This is a genomic window from Amycolatopsis bullii (genome assembly GCF_014654205.1).
GTDB lineage: Bacteria > Actinomycetota > Actinomycetes > Mycobacteriales > Pseudonocardiaceae > Amycolatopsis > Amycolatopsis plumensis.
In genome coordinates, this window is record NZ_BNAW01000002.1 from 365401 (window position 1) to 385233 (window position 19833).

Annotated in this window: 11 protein-coding genes; 4 read left to right on the top strand and 7 right to left on the bottom strand. The window is 73.9% G+C overall.

What is annotated here, in order from left to right; translation table 11 throughout:
• Nucleotides 1-153 precede the first annotated feature (153 nt).
• On the top strand, nt 154-813 hold the full coding sequence (locus IE317_RS04205; protein ID WP_191306692.1) for a cutinase family protein: 660 nt from the start codon (nt 154-156) through the stop codon (nt 811-813).
• A 70-nt stretch (nt 814-883) separates the two neighbouring features.
• On the opposite strand, the gene IE317_RS04210 is transcribed toward IE317_RS04205, so the two are convergent.
• From IE317_RS04210 to IE317_RS04240, 7 genes are all read right to left on the bottom strand, one after another.
• Nucleotides 884-2104, bottom strand: a complete 1221-nt coding sequence (locus tag IE317_RS04210) for a lipase family protein (protein WP_191306693.1) — start codon at nt 2102-2104, stop codon at nt 884-886.
• Nucleotides 2105-2123: 19 nt separating this feature from the next.
• Entirely contained in the window at nt 2124-3095 is a 972-nt protein-coding gene (locus IE317_RS04215) for an alpha/beta hydrolase (RefSeq protein WP_191306694.1), read from the bottom strand.
• 9 nt (nt 3096-3104) lie between these two features.
• On the bottom strand, nt 3105-4682 hold the full coding sequence (locus IE317_RS04220) for an acyl-CoA carboxylase subunit beta (RefSeq protein WP_191306695.1): 1578 nt from the start codon (nt 4680-4682) through the stop codon (nt 3105-3107).
• Nucleotides 4682-11008, bottom strand: coding sequence for a type I polyketide synthase (locus IE317_RS04225; RefSeq protein ID WP_191306696.1), 6327 nt, complete (start codon nt 11006-11008; stop codon nt 4682-4684). Before IE317_RS04225 ends, IE317_RS04220 begins: the two co-directional genes overlap by 1 nt.
• Nucleotides 11005-12753, bottom strand: coding sequence for a fatty acyl-AMP ligase (locus IE317_RS04230; protein WP_191306697.1), 1749 nt, complete (start codon nt 12751-12753; stop codon nt 11005-11007). The genes IE317_RS04225 and IE317_RS04230 overlap by 4 nt, the downstream gene beginning before the upstream one ends.
• A gap of 92 nt (nt 12754-12845) precedes the next feature.
• The gene (locus IE317_RS04235; protein ID WP_191306698.1) at nt 12846-14231 is read right to left on the bottom strand and encodes an MFS transporter; all 1386 of its coding nucleotides are present in this window, start codon (nt 14229-14231) and stop codon (nt 12846-12848) included.
• Nucleotides 14228-16222 (bottom strand): MMPL family transporter, encoded by a 1995-nt coding sequence (locus IE317_RS04240; protein WP_191306699.1) that lies wholly within the window; start codon nt 16220-16222, stop codon nt 14228-14230. Before IE317_RS04240 ends, IE317_RS04235 begins: the two co-directional genes overlap by 4 nt.
• A gap of 283 nt (nt 16223-16505) precedes the next feature.
• Between IE317_RS04240 and IE317_RS04245 the strand changes: the two genes are divergently transcribed.
• The 3 genes from IE317_RS04245 (at nt 16506) to IE317_RS04255 (ending at nt 19830) form a co-directional block, all read left to right on the top strand.
• Nucleotides 16506-17762 carry a helix-turn-helix domain-containing protein gene (locus tag IE317_RS04245; protein ID WP_191306700.1) on the top strand — a complete coding sequence of 419 codons (1257 nt, stop codon included), beginning with the start codon at nt 16506-16508 and terminating at the stop codon, nt 17760-17762.
• A gap of 210 nt (nt 17763-17972) precedes the next feature.
• On the top strand, nt 17973-19064 hold the full coding sequence (locus IE317_RS04250) for an aldose epimerase family protein (protein WP_191306701.1): 1092 nt from the start codon (nt 17973-17975) through the stop codon (nt 19062-19064).
• Between the two features lie 49 nt (nt 19065-19113).
• Nucleotides 19114-19830: a transporter substrate-binding domain-containing protein gene (locus IE317_RS04255; protein ID WP_191306702.1), complete on the top strand. Its 717-nt coding sequence runs from the start codon at nt 19114-19116 to the stop codon at nt 19828-19830.
• Nucleotides 19831-19833 lie beyond the last annotated feature (3 nt).

Genomic DNA, 19833 nt, shown 5'->3' on the forward strand with positions numbered 1-19833 from the left:
CCGGCTGAACAATTCCCGGCGTTCCGGGAAATCACCTCTTGCCGGGTTCGGCGACCACTGCGACGCTGCGATCACCGCAAGCGACGCACGCAATTCCGTCCCCACGGAAAGCGCTTGCCGACCCCCTTTTCCCACAACGAGGTGTGATCAGCCATGATTCGCTTCCCCCAGAACCGCCTGTTTTCCGCCGCGGCCGCCGTCGGCTTCGCCGTCGCCGGGCTCACCGTCGCCGCCGCGCCGGCCGCAACCGCGGCGCCGTGCACCGACATCGACGTCCCGGTGGCCCGCGGCACGGGCGAACCCGGAACGCTGGGCCTCATCGTCGGCGACCCGGTCTTCTCGGCCGTGCAGAGCCGGCTGCGCCCGCGGTCGGTGAGCAGCTACCGCGTCGACTACCCGGCCGACCTCGGCCAGCCCGCCTCGGTGCAGAAGGGCAACACCGACCTGGTCAACCACGTGCGCACGCAGGCCGCGGCCTGCCCGCAGCAGCGGTTCGTCCTGGTCGGCTACTCCCAGGGCGCCAACGTCGTCGACAACTCGATCGGCATCAGCAGTGCCGGCGCGGTCGTCGGCGGCCCGATCGTCGCCACCATCCCGGCGGACCTGGCGCCCCGGATCGCGGCGATCCTGTTGTTCGGCAACCCGATCCGCGCGATCGGGCGCTCGGTCACCGGCACGTATCAGAGCCGCACCAAGGACTACTGCGCGTTCGGCGACCCGGTCTGCCAGGCGGGCGGCCTCAACATCCTGGCCCACCTGAGCTACGGCGGCGAAGCCGGCGACGCGGCGGCCTTCGCCGCGAGCAAGGTCTGACCCTGCCCGTGCAGTGAATGACTCATTCCTGGCGTCGGACGCCGGGAATGAGTCATTCACTGCGTCCGGATCAGCAGTTGGAAGGCGCGAGCTCCCCGTTGAACCGCTTCACGATCCACTGGTGCGCGTCGGCGTTGCCGGCGAGGATGCCGCTGGCGTGCTCGGCCACGTAGGTGGTCCACTGCTCGCGCACCCCGGCCGCGCAGTACGCCCGGTGCAGCGCCTCCGCCTGCGGGGTGTTGACGATCTCGTCGGTGCTCGCGTGGTACTGGAACACCGGCACCCGCGGCGGGTGAGCGCCCAGCTTGTTCTGCGCGAGCCGCGCCTGCCACTGCGGCGTGGCGAGCGGATTCGACGTCGTGTAATCACTGATCTTCTTGAAGGAATAGTTCAGCAGCAGTTCCGCGGTGCAGGCGTTCTTCTTCGCGTCGGCCAGCTGCCGGCGGCCGGTGTCGTTGAGGAAGGAATCGAGCTTCAGATCCGGGTAAGCGGCGTCGAGGCCGACCGCCGCGAACGCCAGGAACCCGAAGCCGATGTAGCCGTCGAGGCCCTTCGCGACCTCGGTCAGGTCGGCCGGCACCCCGCCCGCGACGACGCCGACGACGTTCAGCTCGGGCGCGTACGCCGGCTGCTTCTCCCCGGCCCACATCGATCCGCCGCCACCCTGCGAGTAGCCCTGGAAGATCACCTTGGCGCCCCGCGAAAGCCGGGTGGCGGGCAGGTCCTGCGCCGCCCGCACCGAGTCGATCACGGCCGGGCCCATGGACTGTCCGGTGATGTAGGTCGGCACGGTGGCCGGCGAATAGCCCTCGTAGTCGGTCACCGCGACCGCGTACCCGCTGGAGAGCGAGTCGTTGATGGCGGGCTGGTCGTACAGCGTGCCGCGTTCCATCGCCTTGGACGCCGTGCACTTGAACGCCGGGCCCTGCGTGCCGACCGCGTAGCCGATGATCGGCGCCTTGGCCGGGTCGATCCCCTTCGGCACGAGGATCGTCCCGGTCACCGCGTTCCGGTTCCCGAGCGCGTTGGTCGACAGGTACATGACCTGCCAGGCGTCGGCGTTGAGCGCGTTCAGCAGCGGCACCGCCGGCCGCCACCGGATGACGTCACCGGCTTTCCCGGCCGGCAGCGGCGACGGCGGGGTGTAGAAGGAGTCGTCGAACGGCCCGGGCAGCAGCGGCGCCGCACCGGCGGGCGGGCTCGCGGCCGCGACGCCCAGCGCCACCAGGCAGCAGGTCAGGAGCGCCGAAAGCACGGCGCGACATCGGGCAGGCTTCACCACAACCTCCATCGGGGAAAGGGAAGAGCGCTCAGGCCGGAAGACCCAGCGCGCCGGCCAGGACCGGCCAGGACTGGTGCAGGGCCCGCTGCCAGTACGGCCAGCTGTGGGTGCCGGGCCCGTAGTAGTCGACGGTCGCGGGGATGCCCGCGGTCCGCAGGCGGTCGGTGAAGCTGCGGGACGACAGCAGCGCCGAAGGCTCCAGGACGTCCGACTGCCCCGGCGGGTCCAGCGGCCCGGTCCGCCCGTCGCCGCAGGAGACGTAGAGCGCGGTGCCGCGCAGCTGGTCGACGTGGTCGTAGGGGTTGCTCGCCGACCAGATCGGCTGCATCCCGAACGAGTCACCCCACAAGTTCAGGTAGTTGAAGATGCCGGCCCGGGCCAGGATGCCGATGATCCACACCGGAATTCCCGGGTAGAGCGTGTTGGGCACGCCGCTGTAGGAGGCGGCGGCGCCGAACATCCCCGGGTGCTTGAACGCGTACGCCATCGCGCCGTACCCGCCGATCGACAGCCCGGCGATCGCCCGCCGCGTCCCGCCGCGGTACCCGCGTTCGACGATCTGGCGCACCTCGGCGGTGTGGAAGGTGTCCCAGTCGGGGGTGTTCTTCAGCCCGAAGTTCCACCATTTCGTGTACATCCCCGCCGGACCGTCCGTCGGCATGACGACCAGCGCGTCCTTGGCCGCGGTGAACGCCTTGACGTCGGTGAACTGGTCCCACGAGCGGTAGTCGACCGGTTCGCAGCAGCCGTGCAGCAGGAACAGCATGGGCCAGGTCCGCGTCGGCTGCGCCGCCCAGCCGGACGGCACGATCAGCCGCACCATCCCGGTGGTGCCCAGTGCGGGCGAGCTGATCTGCAGGTCGACGGTCCGCGCGTCCAGCCAGGTCTCCTGGACGACTTTCGCGCCGTCGTCGGCCACGGCCGGGCTCGCCTGTGCGGGCGCCACGGCCCCGGCGAGCAGGAGGACGACGGACAGCGCCAGCAAGGCGATCCGCTTCATAGGGGCTCCTCAGAGGGGGATGTTGCCGTGTTTGCGGGCCGGCAGGCTCTGGCGTTTGGTGCGCAGCATCCGCAGGGCCCGCGTCACCTGGAGGCGGGTCTGCGACGGCGTGACGACCTGGTCGACGTACCCGCGTTCGGCCGCCAGGTACGGGCCGCCGTGGCGCTTGCGGTACTCGTCGGTGAGCCGGCGGCGGGCGGCGTCCCGTTCTTCCGGCGGCACCCCGGCCAGCTCACGCCGGTAGAGCACCCGCACCGCGCCTTCGGCGCCCATCACCGCGATCTCCGCGGTGGGCCAGGCCAGCACGACGTCGGCGCCGAGGTGCTTGGAGCCCATCACCGCGTAGCCGCCGCCGTAGGCCTTGCGGACGACCACGGTCACCTTCGGCACGGTCGCTTCGGAATAGGCGTAGATCAGCTTGGCGCCGCGGCGGATGATGCCGCCGCGTTCCTGGCCGGTCCCCGGCAGGTAGCCGGGGACGTCGGCCAGGGTGAGCAGCGGGATCGAAAAGGCGTCGCAGAAGCGCACGAACCGCGCGGCCTTCTCCGACGCGTCGATGTCGAGCACGCCGGCCTGGTGCCGCGGCTGGTTGGCCACGATGCCGACGGTGTGGCCCTGCACCCGGCCGAAGGCGCAGATCATGTTGGGCGCGAAAGCGCTGTGCACCTCGGTGAACTCGCCGTCGTCGACCAGCCGCACGATCAGCTCGGCCATGTCGTAGGTCTGGTGCGGCGAGTCGGGCACCAGCCGGTCGAGCTCGAGGTCGGCGGCGGTGAGCCCGGGGCTGGTGTCGTCGGCGTAGGCGGGCCCGGGGTCGAGGTTGTTCGCGGGCAGGTAGCCGAGCAGCGTCTGCACCCAGTCGACGGCGTCCTGTTCGTCGGCGGCCCGGTGGTGGGCGTTGCCGGCGACCTCGCTCTGCACGGCCGCACCGCCGAGTTCCTGCGCGGTGACGTGTTCCCCGGTGACGGCGTGCACGACGTCCGGGCCGGTGACGAACATGTGCGAGGTTTCGTCGACCATGACGGTGAAGTCGGTCATCGCCGGCGCGTAGACGGCCCCGCCGGCGCACGGGCCCATGATCATCGAAATCTGCGGGATGACCCCGGACGCGTGCGCGGTGCGGCGCCCGAGTTCGGCGTAGTAGGCCAGCGAGACGACGCCTTCCTGGATCCGGGCGCCGCCGGAGTCGTTGATCCCGACGACCGGGCAGCCGATGGTCATGGCCAGATCCATCAGCTCGAGGACCTTTTCGCCGGAGACTTCGCCGAGGCTGCCGCCGAAGACGCTGAAGTCCTGGGAGAACACGCAGATCTGCCGCCCGTCGACGGTGCCGTGCCCGGTGACGACGCCGTCGCCCCACGGCCGGTTCGTGTCCATCCCGAACTCGGCGCACCGGTGCCGCGCGAACTGGCCGGCTTCGACGAAGGACCCGGGGTCCAGCAGCAGCCCGATCCGTTCCCGCGCGGTCAGTTTCCCTTTGGCGTGCTGCCGGTCGACGGCCCGCTTTTCGGCGATCCGCACGGCTTCGTCCTGCCGGGCGGCGAGATCGGCGATCCGGAACGCGGTGGTCGGGGTGAGCTCGTCCATCACCGCACCACCGCCCCGAGCCGTTCGGCCAGCACCGCCACGTGCGGTGGATCGATCATGGACACGTGGTCGCCGGGCACCCGCACGACTTCGAGGTCGCCGCAGTGGGCGTCCCAGCCGAGGGTGTCGTCGGTGCGCAGGTAGCGGGGGTCTAGCGCGGTGGTCAGCGGATGTGGTTCCTGGGCGCGCAGCAGGACAACGCGCCCGTCGTAGCGTTGCGGCGTGTATCGCTCGGCGACCCGGGCGTCCACATAGGACTCGTATTGGTGTTTGAGGACGCCGGCGCCCATGTCCGGCACCTGTTCGGCGAGTTTCGCCATGACCCAGCGGATCTGGGCGTCTTCGTCCAGTTCCGCCAGTTCCTCGCGGGGCACCTCGAACGGCACGCCGTAGGTCTCGGCGATGTGGGCGGCGAACCGGTCGAAGCGGTCCAGCAGCAGGTCCGCCGGTTCACCCGTGGCGGGCAGCGGCAGGATGGTGTCGATGAGGAAGACGATCTCGGCGCCGTTCAGGTGACGCGCGGTCTCGTAGGCGAGGCAGCCGCCGAAGGACCAGCCGCCGAGCCGGTAGGGGCCGTGGGGCTGGATGTCCCGGATCAGCTCGGCGTACCGGGCGGCCTTGGCCTCGACGGTGGTGTGCTCGTCGAGGCGTTCGAAGCCGTATACAGGTGGTCCCTCGGGGAGCAGCCGGGCGAGTTCGCGGTAGACGCTCGCGGTCCCGCCGGCCGGGTGGAAGAGGAAGATCGGTTCGCCGTCGACGCCGTCGCGGAGAAGGCGCACCGGACCGCCGCCATGGCCTTCGAGCTCGGCCCGCAGCAGATCGGCCATCGCGGCGACGGTGGGGGTGGCGAAGAGCCGGGCTTCTTCGGGGACGGCGGTGAGCTGCTCGGCGAAGGCGGCCCGGAGTTGCCGGGCCTGGGCGGGGTCGCCGCCGAAGGGCTCGTGAACGCTCGGTTCGGGGCCGCCGAGGACGGCGCGCCAGTGCTGGGCGACCCAGCGTTCGGCCGGGTCGCGCGGTCCGGTGACCGCGGGAGCGGGTGCGAGACCGGCGGTGCCGAACCCCGCCTGCTCGGCCAGGTGCCCGGCCAGCTCCGCCAGGCTCGCCCCCCGCAGCAGCAGCGGAATCGGCAGCGGGAGCCCGAAGTCCCGTTCCACGGCGCCGCGAGCCCGCATCGCCGACAGCGAATCCAGCCCCAGCCGGGTGAGCGGCACCGTCCGGTCGACCTCCGCCAGCCCCAGCAGGTCCGCGACCAATCCCGCCAAATGCGCCGCGATCGCCGCGCGGGCCGCTTCCGGCGTTCCCGAGCGCAGCGCCTCCAGACCGTCCCAAGTGGACGATCTGCCCCGCGGCGAGAAGAGCGCGAAGAACGGCCGCTCCCCCAGTCGAGGGAAGAGCTCCAGCACGGTCTCCGAGTCCACCTTGGCCACCCCGGTCGTCACCCGGCCACGCGCCAGCACGAACTCCAGCGCCGACAACGCTTCCTCGGTGCCGAGCGGGTCGAGCACCGGGTTGACCGAACCGGCCGCCGCACCGACCTCGCCCCACGCGCCCCAGCCGATCGTCGCCGCCGGGAGGCCCTGGGCGCGGCGCCACGCGACCAGGGCGTCGGCCCACGCGTTCGCCGTCGCGTACGCGGCCTGGCCCGGCGAACCGAACAGCGCGGCCGCCGACGAGTACACCAGCCACCAGTCGAGGTCGTGCCCCGCCGTCGCCTCGTGCAGCCGCCACGCGCCCAGCGCCTTCGGCCGCCAGACCGCTTCGAGTGCGCCGGCGTCGAGGCTGATCGCGGCGCCGTCGGCCAGGACACCGGCGGCGTGCAGCACCCCGCGAAGCGGCACGCCCCCTTCGACGGCCGCCGCGACCAGCGTCTCGGCCGTGCCCGGGGCGGCGATGTCGCCGGGCACCACGCGGACGTCGCCGCCCAGCCCGGGGTCGGCGGCGTGCCGGCTGTTCAGCACCAGCCGCGTCGCGCCCCTGGCGGCGAGCCACTTCGCCGCCGCCAGTCCCAGCCCGCCGAGGCCGCCGGTGACGATGTACGCCCCGCCGCGCACCGGCTCGCGCTCCGGTTCACCGAGCGCGGGCCGGACCAGGCGCCGCGTGTACCGGACGCCGTCGCGCCAGGCGATTTCGTCGTCCGGCCCGTCCGCGCGGACCTCGTCCCGCAGCCGGTCCGTCCCGTCGACCTGGCTCACGCGCAGTTCGGGGTGCTCGAAGGCGAGCACGCGCACGAGCCCGCGCAGCGCGGCCAGACCGGGATCGCCCCGCTCGCCCGGCTCGACGGCGTGCGCCCCGTCGGTCGCCAGCCACAACCTCGGCGGCACGGGCAGCTCGGCCAGTTCGGCGACGACCCCGGACAGCGTCTCGACCAGCCGGGCCCCGCGCGCCGGGTCGGGTTCGGCGGCGGCGCCGAGCAGGGCCAGGACCGCGGTGGATTCCGCGTCGCGCAGCAGTTTCGCGAGCTCGGCGCGATCGTCGAGCCGGGCGGTCCGGACGTCTTCGCCCGCGAACTCCCGGCCGTCTTCGGACAGCACGATCCAGCGGTGCGCCGGCTTCGGCCCGCGGGGGCGCCCCCCGTTTTCCACTCTACCGGCCGCCACCGACAATTCCGGCGGCGAAGGCTGCCAAGCCGCCTCGAACAGCAGGCGCGCCAGTGCCGCGTCGCGGTAGCGGCGGCAGTACACGTCGCGGAATTCGGCCAGCACGACGCCGTCGGCGCCGACCAGCTGGACGCTGCCGAGCACGCCGTCGCCGGACTCCTGGAGCACGGCATCCACCCGCACGCCGCGGCGCGGGTCGCCGGCGACCACGACCTCGCCGATGCTGAGCGGCAGGTAGAGGGCGTCCGCCTCGCCGACGGCCGCGGCCAGCGCGTGCAGGCAAGCGTCGGCGAGCGCGGGGTGCAGCACGTAGGCGGAGTGGTCGGCGTCCGGCTGCGCGATCGACGCCGACGCGCGCCCGGGCGCGGCGACCACCCGGCGCAGCCCGCGGAACGCCGGGCCGTAGAACTGCCCCAGCTCGGCCAGCGCCCGGTAGACGTCGACCGGTTCCCCGGTGGTTTCCCCGAACGGCGCCGACGGCGTGCCGCCGGTGCCGATCCGCGCGGTCGCGTGCCGGACCCACGACCCGGTTCTCGTGTGGACACTCAGCTCGGTGCCGCGCAGCGTCGTGGTGACCTCGGTGTGTTCGCCGAGCGGCAGGACTTCCTGCAGTTCGAGGTCGTGGACGCGGCCGCCCGGCCCCGCCGCGGCGAGCGCGAGTTCCAGGAAACCGGTGGCCGGGAACACCGGGACGGCCCGGACGGTGTGGTCGGCCAGCCACGGCAGCACCGCCGTGCCGATGTCGCCGCGCCACAGGTGGCCGCCGCCGGGGTCTTCGATGTGCACGCCGAGCAGGGGGTGCGCCCCGCCGGTGCGGACGGTGCGGCGGGGCCAGAAGCGTTCGTGCCGCCAGACCGGGCCGGGCAGCTCGACCGGCGGTGTCTGCGGCCGCGCGGCCAGCACGCCGGGGTGGCCGAGGACGTGCAGCCGGGCGAGGCTGGTCAGGAACGCCGTCCGCTCGTCGATCCGGCGGCTCGCCGAGGGCAGCCCGAGAACGCCGGACTGGTCGATCGCGGCCAGCGCCACCGGGTGCGGCGAGATTTCGACGAAGACCGTGTGCCCGTCGGCGGCGGCCGCGGCCAGCGCCTGGCTGAACCGCACCGGACGGCGCAGGTTGGCCGCCCAGTACTCGACGTCGAAGGCGGGCGGGTCGTCGTGGACGCTGCTGTAGCACCGGATGCCGGGCGTGGCGGGGGTCAATCCCGCGACCGCGGCGCGGAACGGCCCGAGCACCGGCTCGACGGCGGCGGAGTGCCCGGCGCCCCCGACCGGCAGCCGCCGGGCGAGCCGGCCGAGGTCTTCGGCGTGCGCGACGACGGCCTCGACGCGGTCGGCGGGCCCGCTGACGGCGCACTGGGTCGGCGACGCGTACACCGCGATGGTGACGTCGGGGAACTCCTCGAGTTCGGCCGGGGAAAGTTCGACGAGGGCCATCGCCCCGCCACCGCGTTCGTCGAGTTCGGCGAGCAGCCGCGCCCGGGCGGCCATGACCTTCAGGCCGTCGGCGACGCCGAGCGCCCCGGCCACGACGGCGGCGGCGACCTCGCCCATCGAGTGCCCGAGCACGGCGGCGGGCACGACACCGTGCGCCCGCCAGAGGGCGGCCAGGGCGAGCTGCACGCCGAACAGCGCGAGCTGCGTCGCGGCGAGGTCGGGAAGGTCGTGTTCGAGGGCTTCGCGCAGGGAGAACCCGGCTTCGGCGCGGAAGACGGGATCGAGCGCCTCGATTTCGGCCCGGAAGGCGGGTTCGGAGCGGAGCAGCAGGCGGCCCATCCCGGGCCACTGCGACCCATAGCCGGAGAAAACGAAGACGACATCGTCCCCACTCAAGTGCCCCAATGGGGCCTTGGGTGCGTTGAATGACACAGCGGCGCGAAGCGCCTCCGTTGAGGGTGGCGGCGGGGGCAAGGGAGGAGCACCCAAGGCCACATTGGGTGCGTCTGACGCACCGAAGGCCACATTGGGGCGCTCGGTACCGGCGGCCAAGGCGCGCAGGGCCTCGACCACCTCGTCCCGGCTCTCCCCGACCACCGCCCCGCGCACCGGGAGGTGCTCCCGCCGGTGCGCCAGCGTCGCCGCCACCGCGTCGAGGGGCGCCGAGCTCTCCTCCAGCCAGTCCGCCAGCTCGCCCGCCCGCGCCCGCAGCACCTCCGCCGACCGGGCCGACAGCGCGAACACCTGCGGCCCGCTCTCCCCGGCCCGGAGCGGGAACGACGCCGCCGGCCACTCTTCGACCACCACGTGCGCGTTCGTGCCGCCGAAGCCGAACGCCGACACGCCGGCCCGCGCCGTCCCGGAGTACCGCGGCCAGTCCATCCCCGCCGAAACCACCCGCAACGCGGTGAAGTCGATGTGCGGGTTCGCCGAACGGAAGTGCAGGCTCGGCGGCAGCCGCCGGTGCGTCATCGCCAGCACCACCTTCAGCAGCCCGGTGATCCCGGCCGCGCCTTCGAGGTGGCCCAGGTTGCTCTTCACCGACCCGAGCAGCAGCGGACGGTCCGCCGGACGCCCCGCACCGAGGACCTCGGCCAGCGCCCCCGCCTCCAGCGGGTCACCCAGCGGCGTCCCGGTTCCATGCGCCTCCACGTAGTCCACCGAGGATGGCTCGACACCGGCCGTGGCGTACGCGTCGCGCAGCAACGCCGCCTGGGCGTCCGGGTTGGGTGCCGTCAGGCCGTTGGACCGGCCGTCGGAGTTGACCGCGCTGCCGCGGATCACCGCCAGCACCCGGTCGCCCCGCGCCGCCCGCAACGGCTTCAGCACGACCACGCCGCAGCCTTCGCCGCGGGCGATCCCGTCGGCGGCCGCGTCGAACGGCTTGCAGTGGCCGTCCGCGGCCAGCACCCCCGCCCGGTGGAACCCGGCCGTGATACCGGGGGAAAGCAGGACGTTCACCCCGGCGACCAGCGCCGTCTCGCTTTCGCCGCGGCGCAGGCTCTGCACCGCCTGGTGCACCGCCACCAGCGAAGACGAGCACGCGGTGTCCAGCGTCAGGCTGGGCCCGCGCAGGTCGAGCAGGTACGACAGCCGGTTCGCCGCGATGCTCGCCGCCGCGCCGGTGCCGGACCAGACGTCGACACCCCCGACGTCGGTCATCGTCAGCGAGCCGTACTCGGTGGCCGAGAGCCCGACGAACACGCCGGTCCGGCTGCCGCGCAGGGTGGACGGCGGGATGCCCGCGTGCTCCAGCGCCGCCCAGGCGACTTCCAGGAGGATCCGCTGCTGCGGGTCCATCGCCTCGGCTTCCCGCGGGGTGATGCCGAAGAACGCCGCGTCGAAGGCGGCGACGTCGTCGAGGAACCCGCCGCGCGCGGGCACGCCGGCGAGGTCTTCCGCCGGGGCGAAGGTCTCCCAGCGGCCCTCGGGGACGTCGCCGATGCCGTCGCCGCCCGCGTCGAGGAAGCGCCAGAACGCTTCCGGGGACTCGATGCCGCCCGGGAGCCGGCAGCCGAGGCCGATGACCGCGATCGGCTCGCCGTCCTCCCGCAGCGGCACGTACGCCGACACTGTCTCCACAGTGGACAGATGGTCGGCGAGAGCGGCGATCGTCGGGTACTGCCACACCAGGGTCGGGGCCAGCGGGCGGCCGACGAACTCGCCGAGGTCGGCCGCCAGGCTCGTCGCGTCCCGTGAGGACAGTCCGGTTTCGTGCAGTGGCCGGTCGACGGCCACGTCGCCGATCCGCGCGATCAGCCAGGCGCGGATCGCCGCGGCGTCCGGCGCGCTCATCCGAGCCGCCGCGCGGTGAGCGCACCGTCGGTGTAGGACGCTCGGCAGCGCGCCCTGCTGATCTTGCCGCTGGAGGTGCGGGGCACCTCGCCCGGCGCCAGGAAGACGACGTCGTGTAGGCGCAGCCCGTGCCCGGCCGACACCGCCGCGCGCAGCGCTGAAGCCGCCTCGGCGAGGTCGGCTTCGGTGTCCTTCGCGCGTTCCAGGACCACGACCGCGGCCTCCCCGTCATCGCCGTCGATCGCGAAGGCGGCGGCCGAGTGCGGCCGGACGGCCGGGTGCTCCTCGACGGTCTGCTCGATGTCCTGCGGGTAGTGGTTGCGGCCGTCGACGACGACCAGGTCCTTCAGCCGGCCCGTCACGAACAGCTCGCCGTCGAACTCCACGCCGAGGTCGCCGGTCGCCAGCCAGCCCTCGCCGGTGTCCGGATCGAGCGGCGGCAGGCCGAAGGTGGCGGCCGACGCCGCCGCCCGGCCCCAGTAGCCACGGCCGACGTTCGGGCCGCTGACCCGGATTTCGCCGACCTCGCCCGGTTCCGCGGGCCGCCCGGTCACCGGGTCGGCGATGCGCACGCGCTGGCCGACCGGACGGCCGCACGAGACGAGCGTCGTGGCGGACGCGCCCGGGGTGGCCGGCTCCGCGTACCCGGCGGCGAGCCGCGCCCGGTCGAAGGTGACCTGCCGGGGCGGTTTCCCCGCGTCCGTCACCGAAACCAGCACGGTGGCCTCGGCCAGGCCGTAGGAGGACCGGTGCACCTCCGGCCGCAGCCCGCACGCGGCGAAGGCGTCGTGGAACTTCGCGATCGTCGACGGCAGCACCGGTTCGCTGCCGTTGATCAGCGAGACGACCCGGCTCAGCTCGAGGTAGGCCTTTTCGGACTCGGTGACGCGGGAAGCACAGTAGGCGTAGGCGAAGTTGGGGGCCGCGCTGATCGCCCCCGGACTGGCCGAGAGCGCACGCAACCAGCGGGCGGGCCGTTCGAGGAATGCCAGCGGGTCCATCAGGACCGACTCCAGCCCGCCGGCCATCGGCGCGCCGATGCCGAGGATCAGGCCCATGTCGTGGAACAGCGGCAGCCAGCTGACCGCCGACGTGGTGCCGCTTTCGGCGCCGTAAGCCGCACACGCCTGGCGGGCGTTGGCGAGCACGTTGCGGTGGGTCAGCACGACCCCGGCGGGCGAGCGGGTCGACCCGGACGTGTACTGCAGGTACGCCGGGGCGTCCGGATCGGGCTCGGGCCAGTCGCGCGCCCCGGCCGCCGCCGGCACGGCGTCGACCTCGATCACCACCGGATCGACCGGTGCATCGGCGAGGAACCGGGTGACCGCCTCGCGTTCCCCGGCCGTGGTCAGCACGGCGCGCGGACCGCAGTCGGCGAGCGCCGCGGCCAGCCGGCCCGCGTGCCCGGGCAGGCCGGGTGCGAACAACGGCACGGCGACCAGTCCCGCCCGCAGCGCGCCGAGGAACGCGACGACGTACCCCGCGGACTGCCCGGCCAGCACCGCCGCCCGCTCCCCCGGACCGGCCACTTCGGACAGCCGGGCGGCGACCGCCTCGACCCGCTCGTCGAGCTCGCGCCAGGTGAGCGTGACCGCCCGGCCGTCGGCGCCGTCGCGGTGGTCGAGGTGGGTCACGGCGATCCGGTCGCCAAGGCGGCGCGCCCAGTGACCCAGCAGGGTCGCGAAGGACTCGCCGGCGGCGACGGGGACACCGGTGCCGGGAACCGGCCGGGAAATGGTTTCCATGCATCCTCGCAGAGAGCGTTTACCGGCGCAGTGAATAGCCGCGCCGGTGCGGTTGTCAACGATTCGATCTCCGATACTCATGGGGAAACGGGTTAGGGGACCGCACGTTTGTCACGCGGCGACGAGGTCCCGGCGGCGCGGCTCGCCGGGACGCGCACGGCCAGCAGCGCGCCGGCGAACGTCAGCCCGGCCGCGGCGAGCAGGCCCGCGGTGTACCCGCCGGCCAGCGCCGCCCCGGCGGGAACCCCCGCTTCGAGCCGCGCCGCGCGCACCGCCGTCAGCACCGCGCCGATCAGCGCGACGCCGAGTGCGCTCGACAGTTCCCGCGCCGCGGTGAGCAATCCCGAAGCCGTGCCGGAATACCGCTCCGCCACCACGTCGAGCGCGTGCGACGTCATCGGGACGGTGAAGGCCGAGCCCGCACCGATCAGGACCATGCCGGGCACGCGCGGCCACAGCGAAGGGACGTGGTTCACCGCGGCGAGGGCGAGCAGGCCCGCCCCCACCACCACCAGCCCCGCCGCCACTGTCCGAAGTGGACCATAGCGGGCGACGGCCGCGGGCACCAGCGGCGTCGCGGCCCCGACCGCGACCGCGACCAGCACCAGGGGCAGCCCCGCGCCGGCCGGGCCGAGCCCGACGAACTCCTGGTGCAGCAACGGCGTGAAGAAGAAGATCCCGGAGATTCCCAGTCCCCACAACAGCTGGAGGCCGAGCGAGCCCAGGAACACCCGGTTCCCGGTCAGGGCCGGCGGGACCAGCCGCTCGGCCGCCCGCCGTTCCCGGACGAGGAACGCGACGCCGAGCGCGGTCCCCGCGGCGAGCAGCGGGAGCCGGAGCCGGGGTTCGGCCAGCGCAGTGGTGAGCAGCACCAGGCTCGCCGTCACCAGGACCATCGCCGACGCCGGTGGCGCACGGGTCCCCGCGTCGCGGCCGGGTGGCACGGTCGACGGCAGCAGCACGAGCATCGCGGCCACGAACGGCAGGTTGACGAAGAAGATCCAGGCCCAGCCGCAGTATTCGCTCAAGACACCGCCGAGGGCGGGCCCCAGCGCCAGCGCGGCCGCCAGGCAGGCGGTCCAGACCGCCGCGCCGAGCGTGCGCCCGCGCGCGTCGAGGTTGGTCCGCAGCAGGCTCAGCAGCCCCGGCACCAGGAACGCGGCCGCGATCCCCTGCAGCACCCGGGCGGCGACCAGCAGCCACGCCGAGCCCGCCAGTCCGCCCGCCGCCGCGCCGGCGCCGAACGCGAGGAGGGCGCCCGTCAGGGCCGGGCGCCGGCCCCAGCGGTCCACCAGCGCGCCCGCCACCGGCAGGAGCCCGGCGAACGGCAGCATGTACCCGAGCGCGACCCACTGCAGCGCGCCGACGTCCAGGCCGAGATCGCGGGCGATGGACGGCGCGCCCGCGGCGACGATCGTGTTGTCCAGCGTCGTCACGAACGCGCCGAGCGCGAGCACGGCCAGGGTCCGCCGGGTCATCGCGTGCTCCCCGCGAGCTCGCCGGCGACCGCGGCCTTGCGGCGCGGGAACCACCAGTTCGCCGCGCCCAGCCGGGCCATCACCGCGGGGACGAGCACGCACCGGACCACGACGGCGTCCAGGAGCACGGCCACGGTCAGGCCGACGCCCGCCTCGCGCACCACCCGGGCGTCGACGAAAGCGAACGACACGAACACCAGCGCCATGATCAGCGCGGCCGCGGTGATGGTCCGCCCGGTCGCCGCGACGCCGTCGACGATGGCCGCGCGGGTGTCGCCGTGGCGGCGCCAGGCCTCCTGGATGCGGGCGATGAGGAAGACCTCGTAGTCCATCGACAGCCCGAACAGCCCGGCGAACAGGAACACGGGCAGGTACGGCTCGACCGGGCCGCCGAAGGCGAACACGACCGCGCCGATGGTGGCGGCCGCGGTCAGCAGGTTCATCACCGCCGCGGTGAGCGGGATCAGCACGCTGCGGAACACCCAGGCCAGCAGCAGGACCGAAATCCCGACGACGGTGGCGAGGAACAGCGGCAGCCGCGCGGTGATCGCCGCGGAGAAGTCCGCCCGGGCCGCGACGACCCCGCCGACGTGCGCGTCCGGGCTGCCGATGATCCTGGCCATCACCCGCGTCGACGCGAGCAGCTCGCCGGTGGCCGGATCGCCGGGGCCCGTCCGCGGGATCACCGTCAGCAGCCACCCGCCCCCGGGCAACGCGGTGGGCGGGCCGGCGTCGGCACTCGCGAGCAGCGCTTCCCGCAGCGCGCCCACCGACTCGCCGCCGCCGGTCCCGACCACCAGCAACGGTGCGTCCGCGCCCGGTCCGAAGCCCTCTTCCAGCAGCTCGGCGGCGGTCCGGGTGACGCTGCCGGGCGGGTCGAGCGCGGCGTCCGGCACGCCGAGCCGCAGCCCGGTCATCGGGAGCGCCAGCACCGCGACGACCAGCAGGGCGGCGAGGGTGTACGGGCCGGGACGCGCGGTCACCGACCGGGCCAGCCGCGCCCACCCGGCGGCGCCGCCATCCGGGCGCAGGCTCATCCGGCGGGCGAGGAGCCGCAGCAGCGCGGGGAGCAGGGTCAGCGCGGCGAACCCGGTCAGCAGCACCGAGACCGCGGCGGCGACCGCGATCCCGTCCAGGAACGCCAGGCCGATGGTGACCATCCCGGCCAGCGAGACGCACACGGTGACCCCGGCGAGGACCACGCTGCGGCCGGAGGTCGCGGCCGCGACGGCCAGCGCCGCCCCCGGCTCGGCGCCGTCCCGGCGGCCCTGCCGGTAGCGGGTGAGCACGAACAGCGCGTAGTCGACGCCGACGCCGAGCCCGAGCAGCGCGGCGATCTCGGTGCTGATCTTCGGCATGGTCATGACGTGCGACAACAGCGTCACGGCGGCCAGGGCGGAGCCGACGGAGACCGCCGCGGTGAGGATCGGGAGGAGGACGCAGGTCACCGAGCCGAAGGCCACCAGCAGCACCGCGGCCGCGGCGAGCAGGCCGATCCCGGCGTTGCCCAGGTCGGGGGCGGCCGCCGTCATCGCGGCGAGCTCCCCGGACGCGCCCGCGGTCAGTCCCCCGGCGTCGCGGACGGTGGCGGCCAGCGCGTCGGCCGTCTCCTGCCCGAGGTCGGCGGCCGGCGCGTCGAAGCGCACGGTGAGCACCGCCGTCCGCCGGTCGGCGGACAGCAGGCCGGGCGGCGGATCGACGGCCACGACGTGCGGCACCGCCGCCAGCCGGGCGGCGAGCGCGTCGAGCCGGTCGCGGCCCGCGCCGCTGTCGACCGGGCCGTCCGGCGAGCGCACGACGACGCGTTCCGCGGCGCCGGTGGTGCGCAGCAGTTTCGCCGCCGCCGTGCTGTCCGCGGCGGGCAGGTCCACCGTGTCGCGGAAGGCCGCGCCGGTGTGCGCCGCGGCGGAAACCAGCCCGCCCAGCGCCACCAGCCACAGCACGATCACGACGCCGGCCCGGCGGAAACACCAGGAAACGAGCGCCGTCATCGGTGTTCTCCTCCCGCGTGCCGGTTGATCACGCTAACAACGGGAAGGGGCGCGAAGATACCGTCCCGGTTCACAAATCGGATTCCGGAAACCTTTGCCGGAGTTAGTGATCCGGGATTGTCCCGCAGGTGACAAACGCCGGTGCGGCCGTTGCGCCCGGCGTGACAGAAGCCGCTCCCGGCGCAGGGAGGGCGGTTGCCAAGTCCGTTCCCGTGTGAGTACATGACGTCCGCGCCGAGCACGGCGCGACCTGTTCACCAGGCGCGGCAAAGGGGTGTGAGCCATGACCCGGACGACCACGCAGGCGACGATCCCGCACCCGCGGGGCACCGGCCGTGCGCGGCAGCTGTGGTGCTCGCTGCCGACGGAAATGGCGCGCCGGTTCCGGCCGCACGCCGACCCGCTCGCCCGGCGGATCCTCGAGGAGGTCCAGCGGGCCGTTCCCGAGTACGCCAAGCCCCTCGAAGGCGAGTTCGGCAAGATGATCGTGCTCGCGATCGAGCAGGCCGTGCTCAGCTGCATCGACAGCATCGAGGATCTGGCGTCCACACAGGACAATTGGGCCAAGTTGTTCGTGGAGGTCGGCAAGCGCGTGCACCACGACGGCGGCAGCCTCAATTCCCTGCAGGCCGCCTACCGCGCGGGTGGCCGCGCGGCGTGGCGGTACGTCGCCGAACTGGGGCAGGCCCACCGGTTCCCGGCGGCCGTGCTGTGCGTCGGCGCGGAAGCCATTTTCGCCTATGTGGAAGAGATTTCCGCGTACTCGGTCGAGGGGTACACCCTGGCGCAGGCGATGGCGGCCGGCACGCTCGAGCGACGGCGCCGCCGGCTCTTCGAACTGCTGCTGTCGACACCGCCGTCATCCCCGGCGACGCTGGCGACGATGGCCCAGGCAGCGCAGTGGGCGATGCCGGAGTGGGTCACGGTCGTCGCCCTCGACCCGCGGACCGACCAGCACCCGCCACCGACCCCGCAGGTGGCCGGCGACGTGCTGCTGGACCTCGACGGCCCCGAGCCGTGCCTGCTGACCCCCTACCCCGACCGCGACCTGCGCGGGCTGGAGGGCCGCCTCCCGGGCTGGCGCGCGGCGGTCGGCCCCCGCGTCCGCCCGGCCGACGCGGCGACGTCTCTCCGGTGGGCCCGCCGCACGCTCGACCTCGTCCGCCGGGGCCTGGCCGGCGACGCCCCGGTCACCCACACGGCCGACCACCTGGCCACGCACTGGCTGCTGATCGACCGCTTCCTGCTGGACGAGCTGTCGGCGACCGCGCTCGCCCCGTTCGCGGGCTTGACGGTCAAGCAGCAGACGCGGCTGGCGGAGACGCTGCTGAGCTGGCTGGAGCACAACGGGAACACGCCGGAGATCGCCCAGGCGTTGCGCATCCACCCCCAGACGGTCCGCTACCGCGTGAGCCAGCTGACCGAGCTGTTCGGCGACCGGCTGGCGAACCCGGCGAAGCGGCTGGAGATCCAGATGGCCCTGCGTGCCCACCAGCTGCTGGGCACGCGGCCGCCAGTGGACGGCCGAAGCCAAGCCTGACCGGCGACGACGAGGCCGCCCGGCAACCGGCCGCCCCACCCCGGGCCGCTCCAGCAACCGGCGCTTCCGGCCGAGGAGCCGGGGCGACCGCCGGTCGGATGCTTCGAGCCGGTGCCGGTCGTCGGCGCACTGGGGATCCTTGACCGTGCGCGGCCGCGAGCCTACTGTCTTCCCAGGCTGTTAGCGCTAACAGTCGGGGAGGACCCACCGATGACCGCACCCGAGCTCACCCGTGAGTTGTTCGGCCAGGCCGACGGCACCGATGTCCACCGGTACACCCTCGGCCGGCCCGGTGGTCCGGTCGTGCGCGTGCTCGACTACGGCGGCGTCATCCAGTCCCTCGAGGCGCCGGATCGCGAGGGGCGGCTCGGCAACGTCGTCCTCGGCTTCGCGGACCTCGACGGGTACGTCGCCAACAACCGGCCCGAAGCCGACCGGGTGTTCCTGGGCGCGGTGATCGGCCGGTTCGCCAACCGGATCGCCGGCGGCACCTTCACCCTCGACGGCGTCCAGTACCGGGTGCCGCTGAACAACGGGAAGAACAGCCTGCACGGCGGCCCCGCCGGGTTCGACACGCGGGTCTGGTCCGCCACCGAGATCCGGGACGGCGACGGCGTCGCGGTGCGGCTCACGCTGGTCAGCCCGGACGGCGACCAGGGCTACCCCGGCCGGCTCACCACCGAGGTCACCTACCGCCTCGACCCGCGCGATCGGCTGCGCATCACCTACCGCGCCACCACCGACGCGCCGACGGTCGTCAACCTCACCAACCACACCTACTGGAACCTGGCCGGCGAAGGCGCGGGCGACGTCCACGAGCACCGCCTGGAAATCGCGGCGAGCCGGTTCTGCCCGACCGGCGACGACCTGATCCCGGCCGGCGACCCGGTGCCGGTCGAGGGCACGCCGTTCGACTTCCGCCGGGGGGTGCCGATCGGCGCCCGCGTCGGCGAACCCGACCCGCAGCTGGTGATCGGCCAGGGCTACGACCACAACTGGGTGCTCGACGACGGCGCGCCGTTCGCCGCCCGGGCGTGGGACCCGGGGTCCGGGCGCCTGCTCACCATGTGGACGACCGAGCCGGGCCTGCAGTTCTACTCGGGCAACTACCTCACCGCGAACCTGACCGGTACGAGCGGCCGCCCGTACCACCGCGGCGCCGGTTTCGCGCTGGAAGCCCAGCACTTCCCGGACTCCCCCAACCGCCCGGACTTCCCCAGCACGGTGCTGCGCCCCGGCGAGGTCTACCACCAGGAGACGGTGTTCGCCCTGACCACGGCGGACGAGCCGCCGGTGGCGTGAGCGACACTCGTGGGGCGCACGCCCGGCCCCGCCGTTAGCCTCGCCGGTCATGGGAGATCTTTCCGCCGTCGCCCGGGACCTCGCGCCCACCGGCACGCTGCGCGCTGCCGTCAACCTCGGCAACCCCGTGCTCGCGCACGGCACCCCGGCCGACCCGGGCGGGGTCACGGTCGACCTCGCCCGCGAAGTGGCCGCGCGGCTGGACGTCCCGGTGGAGTTCGCCTGCTTCGACGCGGCCCGCAAGTCGTTCGAAGCGCTGACCTCGGGCGCGGCCGACCTGGGTTTCCTGGCGATCGAGCCCGCGCGCGCCGCCGAGGTCGCGTTCACGGCGCCGTACGTCGTCATCGAAGGCGTGTACGCCGTGGCCGACGGCTCGCCGTTCGCCACCACCGCCGACGTCGACCGGCCGGGCGTCCGGATCGGGGTCAAGCAGGGGTCCGCGTACGACCTGTACCTGACCCGGACCGTCGAGCAGGCCACGATTGTGCGCGGCGAGGACGGTGTCACGGCGTTCGAGACCGAAGGGCTGGAGGTCGCCGCCGGGATCCGCCAGCCGATGACCGCCTACGTCGCCGCCCACCCCGGAACCCGCCTGCTCCCCGGACGCTTCATGGAGATCCGGCAGGCGGTCTGCACCACCCCGGCCCGCCGTCCGGAAACGGTCACCTTCCTGCACGAGCTGGTCGAAGACCTCAAGGCCACCGGGTTCGTCGCCGACGCACTGCGCCGGGCCGGCCAGGACGCCACGGTCGCCCCGCCCGCCTGAGCG

Excerpts from the sequence above, each read along its gene's own strand:
- IE317_RS04205 (WP_191306692.1), top strand. The coding sequence starts at position 154 with ATGATTCGCTTCCCCCAGAACCGCCTGTTTTCCGCCGCGGCCGCCGTC.
- IE317_RS04210 (WP_191306693.1), bottom strand. The coding sequence starts at position 2,104 with ATGGAGGTTGTGGTGAAGCCTGCCCGATGTCGCGCCGTGCTTTCGGCG.
- IE317_RS04215 (WP_191306694.1), bottom strand. The coding sequence starts at position 3,095 with ATGAAGCGGATCGCCTTGCTGGCGCTGTCCGTCGTCCTCCTGCTCGCC.
- IE317_RS04220 (WP_191306695.1), bottom strand. The coding sequence starts at position 4,682 with ATGGACGAGCTCACCCCGACCACCGCGTTCCGGATCGCCGATCTCGCC.
- IE317_RS04225 (WP_191306696.1), bottom strand. The coding sequence starts at position 11,008 with ATGAGCGCGCCGGACGCCGCGGCGATCCGCGCCTGGCTGATCGCGCGG.
- IE317_RS04230 (WP_191306697.1), bottom strand. The coding sequence starts at position 12,753 with ATGGAAACCATTTCCCGGCCGGTTCCCGGCACCGGTGTCCCCGTCGCC.
- IE317_RS04235 (WP_191306698.1), bottom strand. The coding sequence starts at position 14,231 with ATGACCCGGCGGACCCTGGCCGTGCTCGCGCTCGGCGCGTTCGTGACG.
- IE317_RS04240 (WP_191306699.1), bottom strand. The coding sequence starts at position 16,222 with ATGACGGCGCTCGTTTCCTGGTGTTTCCGCCGGGCCGGCGTCGTGATC.
- IE317_RS04245 (WP_191306700.1), top strand. The coding sequence starts at position 16,506 with ATGACCCGGACGACCACGCAGGCGACGATCCCGCACCCGCGGGGCACC.
- IE317_RS04250 (WP_191306701.1), top strand. The coding sequence starts at position 17,973 with ATGACCGCACCCGAGCTCACCCGTGAGTTGTTCGGCCAGGCCGACGGC.
- IE317_RS04255 (WP_191306702.1), top strand. The coding sequence starts at position 19,114 with ATGGGAGATCTTTCCGCCGTCGCCCGGGACCTCGCGCCCACCGGCACG.